Raw genomic sequence first — 17,911 nt, 5'->3', positions numbered from 1 at the left:
CCGGCGATGCGGGAGGCGATCGCACATGCTGGAGACAGGGCACAGGCGCTGCGGAGCCGCGCCGGAACCGTCCTGTTCCTGGCGGTCTTCCTGTTCTCCTGGATCACCCTCAGCCCGTTCGTCGATCTGTCGGGGGAGGCGGTCCTCGATCAGTCGGCCCGGGCCTCGAGCGCGCTGAACCAGCTCCTGTCGCTCGGGCTTTTCGCCTGCATGCTCGGCTTCGGCCTGCTGCACCCGATGCGCGGCATCATCCTTCAGCCGCGGGTGCTGCTGTCGCTGATCCTGGCCTGGCTCGGCTTCGTGTCGGTTGTCCTGTCCAGCTATCCGTTCCAGGGCATCAAGGGCATGGTGCTGGCCGTCATCTCCGTGGTGAACGCCAGCGTCTTCCTGCTGCTGCCGCGCTGCGAGCGGCATTTTGCCAAGCTGCTCGGCATCGGATGCCTGATCGTTCTGTCGCTGGCGTATTACGGCGTCCTCTTCAAGCCGACCCTTTCGATCCATCAGGCTTCCGAAGTGCTGGAACAGATCAATGCCGGCCTGTGGCGGGGTCATTTCCGGCACAAGAACGACGCCGCCGTGGCCATGGTGGTCATGGCGCTCTTCGGCCTCTTCGTCATGAATGTCTGGTCGCGCCTCGTCGGCGTGGTGATCGTCTGCCTGGCCTTCGTCTTTCTGGTCAATACCGGCGGGAAGACCTCCACGGCGATGCTGCCGGCCGTGCTGATCGTCGCCTGGATCTTCGAGAAGGTGCGCATCCTGCGGGTGCCGATGGTCATCGGCGGCATCGCGCTCTTCAATCTCTTTGCCGTCGGTTCTGCCATCATCCGGCCGCTGGGCGATTTCGTCTCGGGCCTGGGCATCGACGCGACCTTCACCAACCGGGCCGATGTCTGGCGCCTGGCCTTCTCGGCGATCGCCGAAAATCCGCTGGTCGGCTACGGCATGAAGGGCTTCTGGCAGACTTCGCAGCTCGTCAATGGCGGCGGTGCGGTCGAGACCTGGGCCGTGGCGGCGGCCCATGCCCATAATTCCTATCTCGAAGTGATCCTGATGATGGGGGTGCCCGGCCTCGTGCTGACCCTAGCCTGGCTGGTCGTGCTGCCGCTCTATCACATTTCGCGCGTCGACCCCGCGAACGAACACAGCCATCTGACGCGTCTCTTCGTCAGGCTCTGGCTCTACGTCGTCTTTCACGCCTGTCTGGAAAGCCTGTTCTTCGAGGGGCCCAATCCGCTCTGGTTCACCTTCCTGGTCGCGATATACGGGCTGTCCCTGCAAACCTCCGCGACGCTGGCCCACGAACCCCGTCCGCAACCCCAGGGAAACGTCGCGCATGCCTAGCGTGTTCGAAAAATTCGACGGCAAGGGCGGGCTGGTCGACCGGCTGGCGAACCGGCTGATCTGGCAGTTCTCCGGCCCGAGGCGCACCCTCGAAACCGAGACCCCGCTGGTTTCCTTCACCTTCGACGACGTGCCGGACAGCGCCTTGCACCAGGGCGCCGCGATCCTCGAAAACCATGGCGTGCGCGGCACCTTCTACATTGCCGGTGGGCTGGCGGGGCAGGTCGAGCCTGAACGGGTCCTGATCGGGCCGGAAGGTTGCCGGGAACTGGCCGAACGCGGCCACGAGATCGGCTGCCACACCTTCTCGCATCGCCGGGTTCGCGACATCCCGCGGCGGGAGCTGCCGGGCGAGCTCGACCGCAACGCAGCCTATCTCGCCGATGCGGGTGTGGCCTTGCCACCGGTCAATTTCGCTTTTCCCTACAATGCCGCCTGGCCACTGGCCCGTTCGGAATTCGCTCGCCGTTTCCGTAGCTGCCGCGCGGGCGGCGAGGCGATCAACCGCGGCCCCGTCGATCCGCTGATGCTGAAGGCGGTCGAAATCCGCCAGCCGGAGGAAGAGGCGCGTGCCCTGACCGGCTGGATCGACGAGGTGGTGCGGGCGCCCGGCTGGCTCGTCTTCTTCACCCATGACATCGCGGCGCGCCCGACACCCTATGGCTGCAGGCCGGAGACCTTCGATCATCTGGTGGCCCATGCGCTGGCGCGCGGCTGTTGCGTGCTGACCGTCGAGCGTGCGCTCGACCGGCTCGGCTGGTGAGGTGACGGGGATGTCGAGCCCGCATCCTGCCGAGAAGCGCCTGCTGGCGATCAACAACTACTTCTACCGCCGCGGCGGCGCCGAAGCTGTCTTCTTCGATCATATGGCGATGTTCTCGCAGCTCGGTTGGGACGTCGTGCCCTTCGCCATGCAGCATGAGAACAATGCGCCCTCGCCATGGTCCGGCTATTTCGTCTCCGAGATCGAGTACGGCCGGCAGACGGGCCCGCTGCGCAAGCTCGCCCAGGCCGCCAGCGTGATCTACTCCGTCGAGGCCCAGCGCAATCTCGGGCGGCTGATCGAGCAGGCGCGGCCTGCCATCGCCCATGCCCACAATGTCTACCATCATCTCTCGCCCGCCATCTTCTCCACCCTGAAGTCCGCGGGGATTCCGGTGGTGATGACGGCCCATGACCTGAAGCTCGCCTGCCCGTCCTACAAGATGCTGCGCGCCGGCAAGGTCTGCGAGGACTGCAAGGGCGGGCGGATCCACAACGTCCTGCGCCATCGCTGCGTCAAGGATTCGGTCGCACTCAGCGGGCTGGTCCTGGTCGAGACCATGGTGCACCGGGCGCTCGGCCTCTATCGCGACAAGCTCGACCGGGTGGTGGTGCCCAGCCGCTTCTATCTCGAAAAGCTGGTCGAGTGGGGCTGGCCGCGCGAGAAGCTGGTCTACATCCCCAACTTCGTCGATGTGCAGGGCTTCCGGACGGATTGGGACGAGGCCGATTATTTCGTCTTCGCCGGGCGGCTCGCGCCGGAAAAGGGCCTCGCGACGCTGATCGAGGCGACCGCGCTCGCCGGGCAGCGGCTCGTCCTGGCCGGATCCGGGCCGGAGGAGGCGGCATTGCGCGAGCTCGTCGCCCGGACCGATGCGGATGTGACCTTCGCCGGGCATCTTTCGGGGCATGAGCTGCATCGCCTGATCGGTCGGGCGAAGGCGCTCGTCCTGCCCTCCGAATGGTATGAGAACGCGCCGATCAGCGTGCTGGAGGCCTATGCGCTCGGGCGCCCTGTGCTCGGTGCCGCGATCGGCGGCATTCCGGAAATGGTCCGGGAGGGAGAGACCGGGATGCTGAGCGCTGCCGGCGATGTGCAGGGGCTCGCAAGCAAGCTGGCGGCGCTGGCGGCGCTCTCCGGCGCGGAGCGCAGGCGGATGGGGCTTGCGGGGCGTGACTGGATCGCGCGGGAATTTTCCGCCGCTGCCTATCAGGAGCGCACGCTCGCGCTTTACAGCGCGCTCTCCGGCTGAAGGGCAGGACACGCCGCCTTACGTAAAGGTTAACGAATAGAAAATGGCAATCGGACAATGGCTTCTCTTGCGGTCGAATGCTTGTTTTCCTTATGTCGGCTGGCAGCTTGAGACGTGCCGTTCTCCAGCCGTAGAGTTTTCCGGCCCTCGGGGAGACCTTACCGGGTTGAGAAGGGACATGTGCAAAGCCTGTCGGCTTGCAGCGTCGTCGACGGTTTGGCCCGGGAGCGGCGGAGGGGGGCGAGCATGACCAGTCTTCCGATCGAGATGCCGCCGGGCCAGTCGGCTTCCGCTCCGGCAAAGTCGGAGCCGCGGCGGCGGATCGTCTTTCTCGGCCTGCGGGGCATCCCCAATATCCAGGGCGGCGTCGAGAAACATGTCGAGATGCTCGCCAGCGAATTGAACTCCTGCGGCTGGGATGTCGAGGTCATCGGCCGCAGCCGCTATCTGCCGCAGGGCGGCTCTCGCTCATGGAACGGCATTCGCGTCCTGCCGCTATGGGCACCACGCAAGATGGCGCTCGAAGCGATCGTGCATACCTTCCTCGGTGTCTGGCTCACGGCGCTTCGCCGGCCCGACATCCTGCATATCCATGCGGTCGGACCGGCCCTGTTCGTGCCGCTTGCCCGTCTGCTCGGTCTTCGGGTCGTCGTCACCCATCACGGCTATGATTACGAGCGCCAGAAATGGGGCGGCTTCGCCCGGAGCGTGCTGAAGCTCGGCGAGTATTTCGGCATGCGCCTGTCGCACGGCCGGATCGCGGTCTCGAACGGGGTCGCGCGGACCATGGCGGAGCGCTATCACGCGCCGGTCGCCTTCGTTCCAAACGGCGTCAGCCTCGCCCCGCTAGCTGCGGAGACCGGCATCCTCGCCGAGTTCGCGCTGAAGCCGAAGCGCTATGTCCTCCTGGCGGCACGCTTCGTCCCGGAGAAGCGCCAATGCGATCTGATCCAGGCCTTCGCCAGACTCGATCGTCCCGGTTTCCAGCTGGTCCTGGCCGGCGATGCGGAGTTCGAGACGCCCTATTCGGCCGAGGTCCGGGCTCTCGCGAAGCGTACGCCCGGGGTGGTGCTGACCGGTTTCCAGACCGGCGCCAGGCTGGCGGAGCTTTTCGCCAATGCGGCGCTCTTCGTGCTGCCCTCGAGCCATGAAGGCATGCCGATCGCGCTGCTCGAAGCCATGGCCTCGGGCCTGCCGGTCCTGGCCAGCGACATCGCCGCGAACAAGGAGATTGATCTGCCGGCCGAGGATTACTTCCCGCTCGGCGACATCGACGCGCTGGCACGGGCTATCGCCACCAAGATGGCGAATCCGCTGAGCGAGGAGCGAATCCGCGCCCAGAGGCTGCATGTCGAGCAGACCTATAGCTGGCCGGGTGTCGCCCAGCAGACCCTGCAGGTCTATCGCGCGTCGCTGGCGCAATAGATCACCGCGCGTCCGTTCGGACGCGGTCACGGTGATCTATCTCAGTGTTATCGCATCGGAGTTGTCCGAAAAGTGGAGTTCACTTTTCGGTCCGATGCTATGGCCGGCTTGCGTCGGGGGGAAGGGCACGCGACAAGGCGGGCGCATCGCCGAGCCGGAGAGCCGCAGTTCATGAAGCCGAGATTCTTGCTGCGCCTCCTGCCCTGGCTTCTGCTGGGTTTCATCGTCTTCGCCACCTTGTCCTCGCTCGAGATGCGTCCGCGGATCAGCCACTCCGCTCATTTCGAGCGTTTCACCGCGTTCTGGCTGCTGGGATTCCTGTTCGCAGCCTTCCATCCGCGGCGGATCGGCACCGTCCTGCTCTTCGTCGCCGGCGTCGCAGTCGGGCTGGAGCTCGTCCAGCTGGTCTCGGCTGACCGGCATGCGCGGCTTGGCGACCTGCTGGTCAAGATTGCCGGCGGCGTCTGCGGCGTTCTTTTGTGCTGGCTCACTTTGCGCGTGCTGCCCGGTTTCCGCAGCTTGCTCGCGCGCATGACCTGAACTGTTGCGGCTTCTGGCGGCGAAGCGCCGCAGCGACGCGCGGCAGGCGGTTTGCGCTATCATGCCGGGACCTGCCCCGTTCCGGCGGCAAGCCCTGGAGATCGAGCATGGATGAAGATCGTCTCAACATGGCCATCCGCAAATTCCTCAAGGAGGTCGGCGTCACCTCGCAGCGTGAGATCGAGCGCATCGTGCGCGAAGGCAGCCTGCAAGGCGCAGCAGCGTGCGCCTGCGCATGACGTTGACCTCGGAGGATGCGCCGGCGCTTCAACACGTCGTCGAGACCGCGATCGAGCTGCGCTGATCGCGGCAAGAGGCCGGTCAGCCGAAGTTTCAGAACTCCATGCCACCCGGCATGGCCGAGGTCGCCTCCTTCTTCGGCAGGTCGGCGATCAGCGCTTCGGTGGTGATCAGCAGCGAAGCGATCGAGGCTGCGTCTTCGAGCGCGGTGCGCACCACCTTGGCCGGATCGATCACGCCATTGGCCATCAGGTTCTGGAACTCGCCGGCCGCGGCGTTGTAACCCCAGTTGTAGTCGGTCGCCTCGACCAGCTTGCCGACGATGATCGAGCCTTCCGCGCCGGCGTTCTCGATGATCTGGCGGGCGGGGGCTAGCAGGGCGCGGCGCACGATCTCGACGCCGGTGCGCTGGTCGCCATTGGCCGGCTTCAGCGCGGCGAGCGCCTTGCGGGCCCTGAGCAGCGGCACGCCGCCGCCCGGCAGGATGCCTTCCTCGACTGCGGCGCGGGTGGCGTGCATGGCATCGTCGACACGGTCCTTCTTCTCCTTGACCTCGGTCTCGGTCGCGCCGCCGACGCGGATCACCGCGACGCCGCCGGCGAGCTTGGCGAGACGCTCCTGCAGCTTCTCGCGGTCGTAATCCGAGGAGGTCTCCTCGGTCTGCGCTTTGAGCTGTGCGATCCGGGCCTCGATGTCCTTCCTGCGGCCGGCACCGCCGACGATCGTGGTGCTGTCCTTCTCGATCATCACCTTCTTGGCCCGGCCGAGCATGTCGAGCGTCACCGTCTCGAGCTTGATGCCGAGATCCTCCGAAACGGCGGTGCCGCCGGTCAGGATGGCGATATCCTCGAGCATCGCCTTGCGGCGATCGCCGAAGCCCGGGGCCTTGACTGCGGCGACCCGGAGCCCGGCGCGCAGCCGGTTGACGACCAGCGTCGCCAAGGCCTCGCCCTCGACATCCTCGGCGATGATCAGCAGCGGCTTTCCGGTCTGCATCACGGCTTCGAGCAGGGGCAGCATGGCCTGCAAGGCCGAGAGCTTCTTCTCATGGATCAGCACATAGGCGTCTTCGAGCTTGGCGCGCAGCTTCTCCGCATCGGTGATGAAATAGGGCGAGATGTAGCCGCGGTCGAACTGCATGCCCTCGACGATGTCGAGCTCGGTCAGCGCGGTCTTCGCCTCCTCGACCGTGATGACGCCTTCATTGCCGACCTTCTTCATCGCCGTGGCGATCATCTTGCCGATCTCCTCGTCGCCATTGGCCGAGATCGTGCCGATCTGGGCTATCTCGCTATTGGCCGTGACCTTCCTGGCATTCCGCCTGAGATCGGCGACCACAGCCTCGACCGCCATGTCGATGCCGCGCTTCAGGTCCATCGGGTTCATCCCGGCAGCGACCGCCTTGGCGCCCTCCCTGACGATGGCATGGGCGAGCACGGTTGCGGTCGTCGTGCCGTCGCCGGCCGCGTCATGCTGTTTCGCTGCGACCTCGCGGACCATCTGGGCGCCCATGTTCTCGAATTTGTCGGAAAGCTCGATCTCGCGGGCGACCGCGACACCGTCCTTGGTGATCCGCGGCGGGCCGAACGATTTCTCGATCACGACATTGCGGCCCTTCGGCCCGAGCGTCACCTTGACCGCATCGGCGAGGATCTCGATGCCGCGCAGCATGCCCTCGCGCGCCTCCGAGGCGAATTTCAGTTCCTTGGCGACCATGGGCACAGACTCCTCTGACGACGGCAGGAAGGCGAAAGTCGCGACGGCCTGCTCAGGAACCGGAGAAGAAGGTCAGCCGTGACAGCAGGGTATGGTCCGCCTCGAGGATCATGATGCCGACGAAGACCAGCAGCACGAGTGGCGGCAGCAGGATCGCATAGCTCAACGCCAGCCGCTCCCAGGCCATGTGCATGAAGACGGCGATGATCAGCCCGGCCTTGAGCGCCATGAAGAGCAGGATCAGCGACCAGCGCAGCAGGCCGACGAGCTGGAAATAGTCGACCAGATAGGAGCAGGCGCTGAGAATGAACAGCCAGACCCAGACCACGAGGTAGAGCCTGATCGGATGGTGCTGCGCCTCGCCCTGGGGTGGCGCCTGCACCGAGGCGGGGCTCGTCGGTTGCGACATGGAAGCCTCCCTCACCAGAGATAGAACAGCGCGAAGATGAAGACCCAGACGAGATCGACGAAGTGCCAGTAGAGCCCGGTGATCTCGACGATCTCGTAGCGGCCGCGCCGGCTGGTGAAGAAGCCGCGCCGCCCGTCGTCGAAATCGCCGCGCCAGACCTTGCGTGCGATGATGACGAGGAAGATCACGCCGATCGTGACATGCGTGCCGTGGAAGCCGGTGATCATGAAGAAGCTGGAGCCAAATTGCGCGGCGCCCCAGGGATTCTCCCAGGGCCGCACCCCTTCCGAGATCAGCTTCGACCATTCGAAGGCCTGCATGCCGACGAAGCTGGCGCCGAGCAGCGCGGTCAGGAGCAGCAGCATCGCCGTCTTGCGACGATCGCGCCGGTAGCCGAAATTGACCGCCATCGCCATCGTCCCGCTGCTGCTGATCAGCAAGAAGGTCATGATCGCGATCAGGATCAGCGGCAGATGGTGGCCGGCGATCTCGAGCGCGAAGACCTCGCTCGGATTGGGCCAGGGCACGGTGGTCGAGATGCGGACCGTCATGTAGGCGATCAGGAAGCTGCCGAAGACGAAAGTGTCGCTGAGCAGGAAGACCCACATCATGGCCTTCCCCCAGGAGACGTCCTTGAAGGCCTGACGATCGGACGACCAGTCCGAGACGATGCCCGGCCAGCCCGCGGCAGGCCTGGCTTCGGTATGCGCAGTGGACGGCAAGACCTCGTTCATCGCTCGCCTCGCTCGCAGCCGGGAGCCGGATGATCTTCGAACCTGCACCCGGATCTCGTCGAAATGGCGGATCGTGCCGCCGGGTAGTTCACTCCGTGTCCGCACGCATGCCTAGGCCAGCAGCGCCCGGCAGATCTCGATCAGATCGTCGGTCCAGCGCAACAGCAGGGCGAAGAGCACGAGCCAGACCAGAAGCAGGAAATGCCAGTAGGTGGCGCAGAGCTCGACGCTGAGCCGCATGCCTGCCAGCGCCTCGGGCGCCCCAGCCATCGGCGCGGCAAAGGCCCGCACGGCCGTCCGGCCGAGCGCGACCAGCCCGCCGAGCAGATGCAGCCCGTGGATCGTGGTGACCAGGATGAAGAAAGCGCCCGCCGGGTTGGCCACGGCGAAATAGCCGGTGGCGCCGAGTTCCCGACAGGCCAGCAATTGACCGGCGAGAAAGGCCAGCGCCGACACGCCGGTGGCGAGCAGGCCGGACCTGACGCCGTCGAGCTCGCCACGGCGCGCGGCGGTGACGGTCGTCTGCAGCGCGACGCTGCTCAGGACCAGCAGGCCGGTGCTGAACCACAGCACGGCGGGCATCGGCAGCGGCCGCCAATCGGCCATGCCGCTGCGCATGAAATAGGCGCTGACCAGCAGGGCGAACAGCGAGCCGGCGACGGCCAGGAAGGCCGCGAGCCCGAGCTTCGCCGTCGGGCGGGGCGCCGGGCCCGTCCAGTCGGCCTCGCCGGCGATGCCGACCTCCAGCCAGGGCTTGGCGCCGAGCCCCTGGCGCAGCAGCCACCAGCCGGAAATGCCTGCCATGACCGTCATGAAGAGGAGGATCACCACCATGGCCCGCCCCCTATCCCACTCTCGGCGCCGGCGGCTGGTTTTGCGGCAGGAAGTCCTGCGCGGCGCCGGGCACGCTGTAGTCATAGGCCCAGCGATAGACCACCGGCAGCTCCTTGCCCCAGTTGCCATGGGCGGGCGGGGTCTGCGGCGTCTGCCATTCGAGCGTGGTCGCCCGCCAGGGGTTGCCGCCGGAAGGCCGGCCCCGCTTCAGGCTCCAGATCAGGTTGAACAGGAAGACGAGTTGCACCGCGCCGACGATCAGCGCCACAACGGTGATGAAGATGTTCAGCGTCACCGTCGAAGGCGGCACGAACGCCATCGCGCCCATTTCGGGATAGCGCCGGGGCACGCCCATCAGCCCGATATAGTGCATCGGGAAGAAGATCGCGTAGGCGCCGAGGAAGGTGATCCAGAAATGCAGCTTGCCGAGGGTCTCGTCGAGCAGGCGTCCGGTCACCTTCGGATACCAGTGATAGATCGCGCCGAAGACGACGAGGATCGGTGCGACGCCCATCACCATGTGGAAATGCGCGACGACGAACATCGTGTCGGAGAGCGGCACGTCGACCACGACATTGCCGAGGAACAGGCCGGTCAGCCCGCCATTGACGAAGGTCACGATGAAGCCGAGCGCGAACAGCATCGGCAAGGTCAGGTGGATGTCGCCGCGCCACAGCGTCAGGATCCAGTTGTAGACCTTGATCGCGGTCGGGATGGCGATGATCAGCGTCGTCGTGGCGAAGAAGAAGCCGAAGGAGGGATGCATGCCGCTGACATACATGTGGTGCGCCCAGACCACGAAGCTCAGCGCCCCGATCGCTACCAGCGCCCAGACCATCATCCGATAGCCGAAGATGTTCTTGCGGGCATGGGTGCTGATCAGATCGGAGACGATGCCGAAGGCCGGCAGCGCGACGATGTAGACCTCGGGATGGCCGAAGAACCAGAACAGGTGCTGGAACAGGATCGGGCTGCCGCCCTTGTAGGCCAGCTGTTCGCCCATCGCGATGATCGAGGGCATGAAGAAGCTGGTGCCGATGACCCGGTCGAGCAGCATCATCACGGCGCCGACGAACAGGGCCGGGAAGGCCAGGAGCGCCATCACTGTGGCGGTGAAGATACCCCAGATCGTCAGCGGCATGCGCATCAGCGTCATGCCACGGGTCCGCCCCTGGAGCACGGTCACGACATAGTTCAACCCGCCCATGGTGAAGCCGATGATGAACAGCATCAGCGAGACCAGCATGATGATGATGCCCCATTGCTGGCCGGCGGTGTTGGTGAGGATCGCCTGGGGCGGGTAGAGCGTCCAGCCGGCGCCGGTCGGTCCGCCTGGCGCGAAGAAGCCGCCGACGAGGACAAGCACGGCGAGGAAATAGATCCAGAAGCTCAGCATGTTGACATAGGGAAAGACCATGTCGCGTGCGCCGAGCATCAGCGGGATGAGATAGTTGCCGAAGCCGCCCAGGAAGAGCGCGGTCAAGAGGTAGATCACCATGATCATGCCGTGCATGGTGATGAGCTGATAATAGTAGTTGGCGTCGATGAAGGAGAGCAGGCCGGGAAAGGCCAGCTGCATCCGCATCAGCCAGGACAGCACGAGCGCGACCAGCCCGATCGCCAGCGCCGTCGCCGAATACTGGATCGCGATGACCTTCGCGTCCTGGGAGAAGACATATTTCGTGATCCAGCTCTTCGGATGATAGAGCTCGACATCGTCGTGCCCGACTGTCGGCACCGGCCCTGCCACGCCATGCGTCACGTCCGCCATCGCGAGACCTTTCCGCTTCCGCCGGTCCGGGCTGCCCGGTTCGGGCTGGCCCGGAGCCGCTCCTAATTCTTCGCCTGCGTCCTCGACGGCGCCTGCAACTGGGCGAAGGTCTTCTGCTGTTGCAGCCAGGCCTGGTAGTTCTCGTCGGGCTCGACGGTGACGCCGCCGCGCATGAAGGCGTGGCCGGTGCTGCAGAGTTCGGCGCAGAGCGCTTCGAAGGTTCCGGGACGGGTCGGGGTCAGCCAGTAATAGGTGACGACGCCCGGGATCATGTCCATCTTGGCGCGGAACTCCGGCACGTAGAAGTTATGCAGCACGTCGAGCGAGCGTAGCAGCAGCTTGACCGGCTTGCCGATCGGGAGATGCAGCGGGTCGCCCTGGATGATGACGTCGTCCTGCCCATGCGGGTCGTTCGGGGCGATCCCCAGCGGGTTCTCCGGGGTGACATGGGCGATGTCGGTGGCGCCGAGCTTTCCGTCCGCGCCCGGCAGCCGGTAGCTCCATTGCCATTGCTGGCCGACGATCTCGACCGTCGCAGCATCGGCCGGCACCGTGACGAAGCGATGCCAGACCACGAGGCCGGGCGCGAGCATGGCTGCGACGCCAATGCCGGTGCCGATCGCGAGCCAGCCTTCAAGCCGCTTGTTCTCGGGCTCATAGGCGGCGCGGTTGCCCTCGCGATGGCGGAAGCGGATCACGCAATAGGCCATGAACAGCACGACGGCGGCGAAGACCGCACCGGTGATCCAGAAGGTGATGATCAGGGTCTGGTCGATATAGCCCCAGTTGGAGGCGATCGGCGTCCACCACCACGGGCTCACGAAGTGGAAGACCACCGAGCCGATCACCACCAGGATCAGTGCGATTGCGATAGCCATCTCTGTCATCCTTGCCGAGGGCTTGATGAGCAGACCAGTGATGGTCGCGGCGCCTGGGCCGCGTCGCGACCTTAGCCAAGCAAGATGCCGCTCGCGCATATTCGCGCCTCTCCGAAGCGCGAATATGCTCTGTCTCCTTGTTTTATCGGATTTGCCTCGCGCGAACCGGTATCCGCCTCGCGCGCGAACGCTCCAGGCGGGAAAGCGTCGAAACAGTACCGGCAGTACAAAAAACCGTCGGGGGGAATGCGGGGGAGGCGCGGGGAGGGCACAAGCTCTGCAAGCCGCGCCGGCCATGCCCGCCACGGTGCGTCGGCAGATTCCGCGCGTTGCTTTCCTCCAGCCATGGCCGAACCTCGGCTTCGCCCGGCGGTCGAACTGGCGCTGAATACTCGCGCCGCAAGGCAATCGGTCCTTGCTGCCTTAGTGATCCAATGTTCTCGTCCCGCGCGCGATCATTGTCAATTGACGCCGGGTCGTATCCGGGTGCGTGGACGCCGGCCTCGTACAGAAATCGAGCTCTCGATTGCTTGGGTCGGCAGTTCGATTGATCTTGGGCGAGGTTTCCGCTGCGCGGGTCAGCCGCCCGGCCCGGAAACTGCGCCGTCCTGCGAGCAGGCGGCGCGGCCTCCGAATGGCCGGATGGCGAAAGGGCTCAGAGCATCTTTGCGAGTTCGGGCAGCATGGCCTGCCTGCCGCCGCGTTCGACGCCCTGCGCCAGGGTTTCGCGCACCGCCGTCGCGATGCCCTGCGCGGCGCCGGTATCCTGCGCCATCTGCGTATAGTAGCTGAGATCCTTCAGCGCATTGGCGATCGAGAACTGCAGGCCGCTCGGATCGTCGGCGAGCAGGAAGGGCTTGAGCCTTTCCAGCGCCGCGCCGCTGCCGCCGCCGCTCGCCAGCACCTCGACGAAGACGTCGAGCGAGACCTCCGAGCGGCGGGCGCAGGCCGAAGCCTCGGCGAGCAGGGTGACGAAGCCGAGCGAGACGTAATTATGCAGCAGCTTCATGCGATGGCCGGCGCCGAGCGGGCCGGCATGGGTGATGTTCTCGGCGAAGCAGGCGAGAACCGGGCGGACCTCGTCCAGCGTCGCCGCCGGGCCGCCGACCAGCAGATTGAGCTTGCCCTCATGGGCGTGCTTGGCGGTCCGGGTCATCGGCGCGTCGATGAAGCGCCCGCCTGCCTTCTCGACGAGCGCGGCCATCTTCTTGGTCGATTCCGGCACCGAGGTCGAGCAGTCGACGACGATGGCGCCGGAGCGCAGCCCTTCGAGCAGGCCGGAGGGGCCGCACAGCACGGCTTCGACCTCGGCCGAGCCGGTGACGCAGAGAATGACCACATCCGATGCGCGCGCCACCTCGGCCGCTGTCGTGCGGGTCGCGGCTCCGCCGGCGAGAAGCTCGTCCAGCGGCTGGTTGCCGGGATGCTCCATCACCGTCAGCCCATGGCCCTTGAGGAGAATGTTCCGGGCGATGCCGTGGCCCATCAGGCCGACGCCGATGACCCCAATCTTGCTAGGCATGGTCACGCTTCTTTCCTGCTTCAGGTTCGTGGGCGCCCATCGTCGGCGTCCGGATCGGTTGCCGGCCTCGTCGCGGTTCAGGAGGCTCGGTTGTTGAATTCCTCGCGCAGGCGGATGCAGGCGAGCAGCATGCGATTGGCGGGAACGCTGATCCCGAATGTCTCGGCCGTCCTGACGACATAGCCGTTGAGATGCTCGATCTCGGTCTTCTTGCCGCGTTGGAGATCCTGCGCGGTGGAGGAGAACTGGCTCGGCATCGCGGCGGCCAGTCCCGTGACGGCGTCGCCGAGATTATCGGGCAGCCGGACGCCGGCGGCACTGGCGACGGCGCGGCATTCGGCGACGACATCGGCCATGGCTTCGGGGACGCCGGCGACGCCGACCATCGCGCCATAGGGCAGCTCTCCGATCGCGCAGAGCGCATTATAGGCGCAATTGATCGTCAGCTTGGTCCAGAGCACGTCCCGGACATTCGCCGAGACATCGGTCGGGATCCCGGCCTGCGCGAAGCTTTGTGCCAGCGCCTCGCTGTCCGGGCCGGCGCCGATCACCAGTTCACCGCGGCCATTGTGCCGAACCTGCCCGGCCGCGAGCGTCTCGACCGCGACATAGACTGCCGCGGGGATGACGGCGCGGCCGAAGACCGCTTCGAGGCGCTCGGCATTGTCGACGCCGTTCTGCAGGCTGAGGATCCGCGCATTGTTGGCAAGGTGAGGGGCGATGGCCGTGGCGGCGGCGACCGTGTCGTCCGACTTGACCGAGATCAGCACGAGTTCGGCGCCTGCGACGCCCGAGGGCTCGATGGTGGCTTGTACCGGTGCCCGATGGCGGGTGCCGGCCTTCAGCAGCACGATGCCGTCCGCCTGCATCGCCTCGACATGCGCGGGGCGCCCGATCATCGTGACCGTATGGCCGGCCAGCGCGAACATCGCGCCGTAATAGCAGCCGACCGCTCCGGCACCCATGACCGCAATCTTCATCGGTTTCTCCACCTCCGGATGCCTGCAAGGCACGGGTTGCGGCAGCGATGGCGCCGCGCACCGGCCAGGGCGATATCGTGCTCGGCGCGCGCCGGGCCCGGAGCGTCGCATCACCCGCCTTCCTACTACGACATTGCTTTGGGCCGCGACCCTCTCGCGCGCTCATCGCATGCGCGGCAGGCATGGCAGCCCGCGCGTGCCGGCTCCGCTGCCGCCGGCTTGCGCTCCGGTGGTGCGGTTCGCTGGTGTGGCGGGCACGGGTGAAATCGGCATAATGGGAGGATTCTCCTTGCTGGTCCTCGTGCATGATCGTTCGTCCCGCCATTCCCAGATCCTGTTCCCGCGACTGGGTCGACCAGGCCGTCGCGGCGCTGGATGCCGATCAGCACCGCTCGGCCGACACGCATCTCTTCAAGCTCGAATGCCCGAAGCTCGCCGGCATCGACATCTATCTGAAGGATGAGTCGACCCATCCGACGGGCAGCCTGAAGCATCGGCTGGCACGCTCGCTCTTCCTCTACGCCCTCTGCAACGGCCACATCCGGGAAGGCACGCCGGTCGTCGAAGCGTCTTCGGGTTCGACGGCGGTGTCGGAGGCCTATTTCGCCCGCATGATCGGCGTGCCCTTCTATGCGGTGATGCCGCGTTCGACCTCGCGCGAGAAGGTCGCTGCCATCGAGCATTATGGCGGGACCTGCCATTTCATCGAGGATGGCAGCCTGCTCTATGCCGAGGCCGAGGCGCTCGCCCGCCGGCTCGGCGGCCATTACATGGACCAGTTCACCTATGCCGAGCGGGCGACGGACTGGCGCGGCAACAACAACATCGCCGAAGCGATCTTCCGCCAGATGGAGCGCGAGCCGCATCCGGTCCCGAGCTGGATGGTGATGAGCGCGGGCACGGGCGGCACCTCGGCGACGCTGGGGCGCTATCTGCGCTACAAGCGCCATGCCACCCGGCTCTGCGTCGCCGATGTCGAGCACTCCGCCTTTTTCGACGGCTACCGTCTGGCGGATGCGCAGTGCCGCTGTGAGCGCGCCTCGCGCATCGAAGGGGTCGGCCGTCCGCGCGTCGAACCTTCCTTCGTGACGGGGGTCGTCGATCGGATGGTCCGCATTCCCGATGCGGCCTCGATTGCGGCGATGAACGTGCTGTCGCGTCGGCTCGGTCGCCGCGTCGGAGGCTCGACCGGAACCAATTTCCTCGCCCTTTGCTGGCTGGCCGGCGAGATGAAGGCGGTCGGTCGGCAGGGATCGCTGGTCACGCTGATCTGCGATGCCGGCGAACGCTACAGCAAGACCTATTACGATCCGGCCTGGCTTGCGGAGAAGGGGCTGGACCCCGCGCCCTATGAAAGCCTGGTCGAAGCCGTGCTGGCCGGCAGCAGCTTCGACCTCCAGCTCGACGAAGCCTGACGGCGGCGCGCCCCTTACGCAGAGGTGCGGGCTTGCCGCCGAGGCAGCGTCAGGGCTTGGGCGGCGCCAGTCCCTCCAGGTCGAACGTGCCGACTGAGGGCAGGGCGTCGAACTGTTTCTGCAACGCCGCGGGATCGAGCGTGACCGGCTTTTCGAGCCAGTAGGTAACCATCTCAGGGAAGATGATCATCAGCCCGACGAGGATCAGCTGCAGCACGATCCACGGGATCGAGCCGAGATAGATGTCGCGGCTCTTCACCTGCGGCGGCGCGATGCCGCGCAGATAGAACAGCGCGAAGCCGAAGGGCGGGTGCATGAACGCCGTCTGGATGTTGGCGCAGATCAGGAGGCCGAACCAGATCAGGTTGATGTCGAGCTTGGTCGCCGCCGGGGCCAGCAGCGGGATGATGATGAAGGCGATCTCGAAGAAGTCGAGGAAGAAGGCGATGAAGAAGATGAACACCATGGTGAAGGTCAGGAACCCGACCTGACCGCCGGGCAGCCCGGTCAGCATGTGCTCGATCCACAGGCCGCCGCCGACGCCCTGGAACACCAGGCTGAAGACGCGGGCGCCGATCAGGATGAAGGTCACCATCGCGGTGATCCGCATCGTCGAGGACATCGCCTGATAAGTGAGCTTCCTGGTCAGCGTCCCGTACATCGCCGCGAGCATCAGCGAGCCGACGGCGCCCATCGCGCCTGCCTCGGTCGGGGTCGCCAGCCCGAGGAAGATGGTGCCGAGCACCAGGAAGATCAGCGCGCCGGAGGGGACGATGCCGCGGATGCACTTCACGGCCAGCGGCCAGCCGGACAGGGTGCGTGCCTCCGGCGGCAGCGCCGGCACCTGCTCGGGCTTGAGGATGCTGAGGATCATCACCCAGACGCAGAACAGCGCGACCTGGACGATGCTGGGGCCGATCGCGCCGGCATACATGTCGCCGACCGACTTGCCCATCACGTCGGCGAGGACGATCAGCACGAGCGAGGGCGGGATCAGCTGCGTGATCGTGCCGGAGGCTGCGATCACGCCGGTGGCGTGCCGCATATTGTAGCCGTAGCGCATCATCACCGGCAGCGAGATCACGCCCATCGCGATGACCGAGGCCGCGACCGTGCCGGTGATCGCGCCGAGGATCGCACCGACGAAGATCACCGCATAGGACAGCCCGCCACGGACGCTGCCGAAGAGCTGGCCGATCGAGTCGAGCAGGTCCTCGGCGAGGCCGCAGCGCTCGAGCACTGCGCCCATGAAGGTGAAGAACGGGATCGAGAGCAGCAGGTCGTTCGAGATGATCGAGTAGAGCTGGAACGTCAGGTTGCCCATGTAGGTGTGGCTGATCACACCCATCTCGATGGCGACGAAGCCGAAGAACAGGCCGACCGCAGCGAGCGAGAACGCCGCCGGGTAGCCGATCAGCAGGAACAGTACGAGGCCCGCGAACATCATCGGGCCGAGATTGTCGCGGATGGCGTCGATCATTGCAGCGGCTTCTCGTAAGCGTATTCGTGTTGATGGAAGCCGCGCAGCGCCGCCGCACGTTTGATCATCTCGGAGAAGCCCTGGAGCAGGATCAGGGCGAAGCCGACCGGCAGGAGCAGGATGACCGGCCAGCGGATCAGGCCGCCGGCATTGCTGGAGCTCTCGTTCAGCGTCCAGGCCTGGACGAACCACGGCCAGGTGAACCAGATCATCACCAGGCACATCGGCGTCAGGAAGATCGCGCCGCCGAGCAGGTCGATCCAGTGGCGGGCACGGTCGGAAATCGTGCCATAGATCAGGTCGACGCGGACATGCTCGTTGACCTTCAGCGTATAGGCGGCGCCGAGTAGCACCATGCCGGCGAACATGTACCATTGCAGCTCGAGCCAGGCGTTCGAGCTGTAGGAGACGAGGTAGCGCACCGTCGCGTTGATCGCGCTGACCAGGCAGGCGAGCAGGACGAGCCAGCTCGCGATCACGCCGAGCCATTCGCCGAGCTTGTCGATGGCGCGGGAAAGCGGCAGCAGCTGCCGGCAGAACAGCCAGGCTATCGCGACGAGTAAAGCCATGCCGCCGATCGAGGCGAGCGCCAGCCAGACCTTGAACATGAA

16 protein-coding genes and 1 pseudogene are annotated in these 17,911 nt (G+C 65.9%); 7 read left to right on the top strand and 10 right to left on the bottom strand.

Annotated elements, in window-relative coordinates; translation table 11 throughout:
* Positions 1 to 6 precede the first annotated feature (6 nt).
* The 6 genes and pseudogenes from ACWGRX_RS18985 to ACWGRX_RS18960 all read left to right on the top strand — a co-directional run bounded on the left by ACWGRX_RS18985 (position 7) and on the right by ACWGRX_RS18960 (position 5,625).
* Positions 7 to 1,341 (top strand): O-antigen ligase family protein, encoded by a 1,335-nt coding sequence (locus ACWGRX_RS18985; RefSeq protein ID WP_452118808.1) that lies wholly within the window; start codon positions 7 to 9, stop codon positions 1,339 to 1,341.
* Between the two features lies 1 nt (position 1,342).
* Entirely contained in the window at positions 1,343 to 2,104 is a 762-nt protein-coding gene (locus ACWGRX_RS18980; protein ID WP_452118828.1) for a polysaccharide deacetylase family protein, read from the top strand.
* A gap of 10 nt (positions 2,105 to 2,114) precedes the next feature.
* Complete coding sequence (locus ACWGRX_RS18975) at positions 2,115 to 3,356, top strand: glycosyltransferase family 4 protein (RefSeq protein WP_452118807.1); 1,242 nt, start codon at positions 2,115 to 2,117, stop codon at positions 3,354 to 3,356.
* Between the two features lie 267 nt (positions 3,357 to 3,623).
* A complete protein-coding gene (locus ACWGRX_RS18970; RefSeq protein ID WP_452118827.1) occupies positions 3,624 to 4,781 on the top strand; it encodes a glycosyltransferase family 4 protein in 1,158 nt (385 codons plus the stop codon).
* Between the two features lie 171 nt (positions 4,782 to 4,952).
* Positions 4,953 to 5,321 carry a VanZ family protein gene (locus ACWGRX_RS18965; protein ID WP_452118806.1) on the top strand — a complete coding sequence of 123 codons (369 nt, stop codon included), beginning with the start codon at positions 4,953 to 4,955 and terminating at the stop codon, positions 5,319 to 5,321.
* A 107-nt stretch (positions 5,322 to 5,428) separates the two neighbouring features.
* Positions 5,429 to 5,625, top strand: a pseudogene (locus ACWGRX_RS18960) (DUF6494 family protein).
* A 29-nt stretch (positions 5,626 to 5,654) separates the two neighbouring features.
* Here ACWGRX_RS18960 and groL read toward each other — a convergent pair.
* From groL to ACWGRX_RS18920, 8 genes are all read right to left on the bottom strand, one after another.
* A complete protein-coding gene (gene groL, locus ACWGRX_RS18955) occupies positions 5,655 to 7,277 on the bottom strand; it encodes a chaperonin GroEL (RefSeq protein WP_452118805.1) in 1,623 nt (540 codons plus the stop codon).
* Positions 7,278 to 7,329: 52 nt separating this feature from the next.
* Entirely contained in the window at positions 7,330 to 7,686 is a 357-nt protein-coding gene (locus ACWGRX_RS18950) for a cytochrome C oxidase subunit IV family protein (RefSeq protein ID WP_452118804.1), read from the bottom strand.
* An 11-nt stretch (positions 7,687 to 7,697) separates the two neighbouring features.
* Positions 7,698 to 8,420 carry a heme-copper oxidase subunit III family protein gene (locus tag ACWGRX_RS18945; protein ID WP_452118803.1) on the bottom strand — a complete coding sequence of 241 codons (723 nt, stop codon included), beginning with the start codon at positions 8,418 to 8,420 and terminating at the stop codon, positions 7,698 to 7,700.
* 111 nt (positions 8,421 to 8,531) lie between these two features.
* Positions 8,532 to 9,254, bottom strand: coding sequence for a cytochrome c oxidase subunit 3 (locus tag ACWGRX_RS18940; RefSeq protein ID WP_452118802.1), 723 nt, complete (start codon positions 9,252 to 9,254; stop codon positions 8,532 to 8,534).
* Positions 9,255 to 9,264: 10 nt separating this feature from the next.
* Complete coding sequence (locus ACWGRX_RS18935; protein WP_452118801.1) at positions 9,265 to 11,025, bottom strand: cbb3-type cytochrome c oxidase subunit I; 1,761 nt, start codon at positions 11,023 to 11,025, stop codon at positions 9,265 to 9,267.
* Between the two features lie 62 nt (positions 11,026 to 11,087).
* Entirely contained in the window at positions 11,088 to 11,903 is an 816-nt protein-coding gene (locus ACWGRX_RS18930) for a cytochrome c oxidase subunit II (RefSeq protein WP_452118800.1), read from the bottom strand.
* Positions 11,904 to 12,558: 655 nt separating this feature from the next.
* Positions 12,559 to 13,425 carry an NAD(P)-dependent oxidoreductase gene (locus ACWGRX_RS18925; protein ID WP_452118799.1) on the bottom strand — a complete coding sequence of 289 codons (867 nt, stop codon included), beginning with the start codon at positions 13,423 to 13,425 and terminating at the stop codon, positions 12,559 to 12,561.
* A 77-nt stretch (positions 13,426 to 13,502) separates the two neighbouring features.
* Positions 13,503 to 14,405, bottom strand: a complete 903-nt coding sequence (locus ACWGRX_RS18920) for a ketopantoate reductase family protein (RefSeq protein ID WP_452118798.1) — start codon at positions 14,403 to 14,405, stop codon at positions 13,503 to 13,505.
* 305 nt (positions 14,406 to 14,710) lie between these two features.
* Between ACWGRX_RS18920 and ACWGRX_RS18915 the strand changes: the two genes are divergently transcribed.
* Complete coding sequence (locus tag ACWGRX_RS18915; RefSeq protein WP_452118797.1) at positions 14,711 to 15,820, top strand: PLP-dependent cysteine synthase family protein; 1,110 nt, start codon at positions 14,711 to 14,713, stop codon at positions 15,818 to 15,820.
* A 49-nt stretch (positions 15,821 to 15,869) separates the two neighbouring features.
* On the opposite strand, the gene ACWGRX_RS18910 is transcribed toward ACWGRX_RS18915, so the two are convergent.
* Entirely contained in the window at positions 15,870 to 17,300 is a 1,431-nt protein-coding gene (locus ACWGRX_RS18910) for a TRAP transporter large permease (protein WP_291635116.1), read from the bottom strand.
* Positions 17,297 to 17,869, bottom strand: coding sequence for a TRAP transporter small permease subunit (locus ACWGRX_RS18905; RefSeq protein WP_452118826.1), 573 nt, complete (start codon positions 17,867 to 17,869; stop codon positions 17,297 to 17,299). Before ACWGRX_RS18905 ends, ACWGRX_RS18910 begins: the two co-directional genes overlap by 4 nt.
* Positions 17,870 to 17,911 lie beyond the last annotated feature (42 nt).

The organism is Allobosea sp. NPDC055594 (assembly GCF_053618995.1).
Note: the sequence above shows the minus strand (reverse complement) of the source record. Positions and strands in the feature narration are given on the sequence as shown.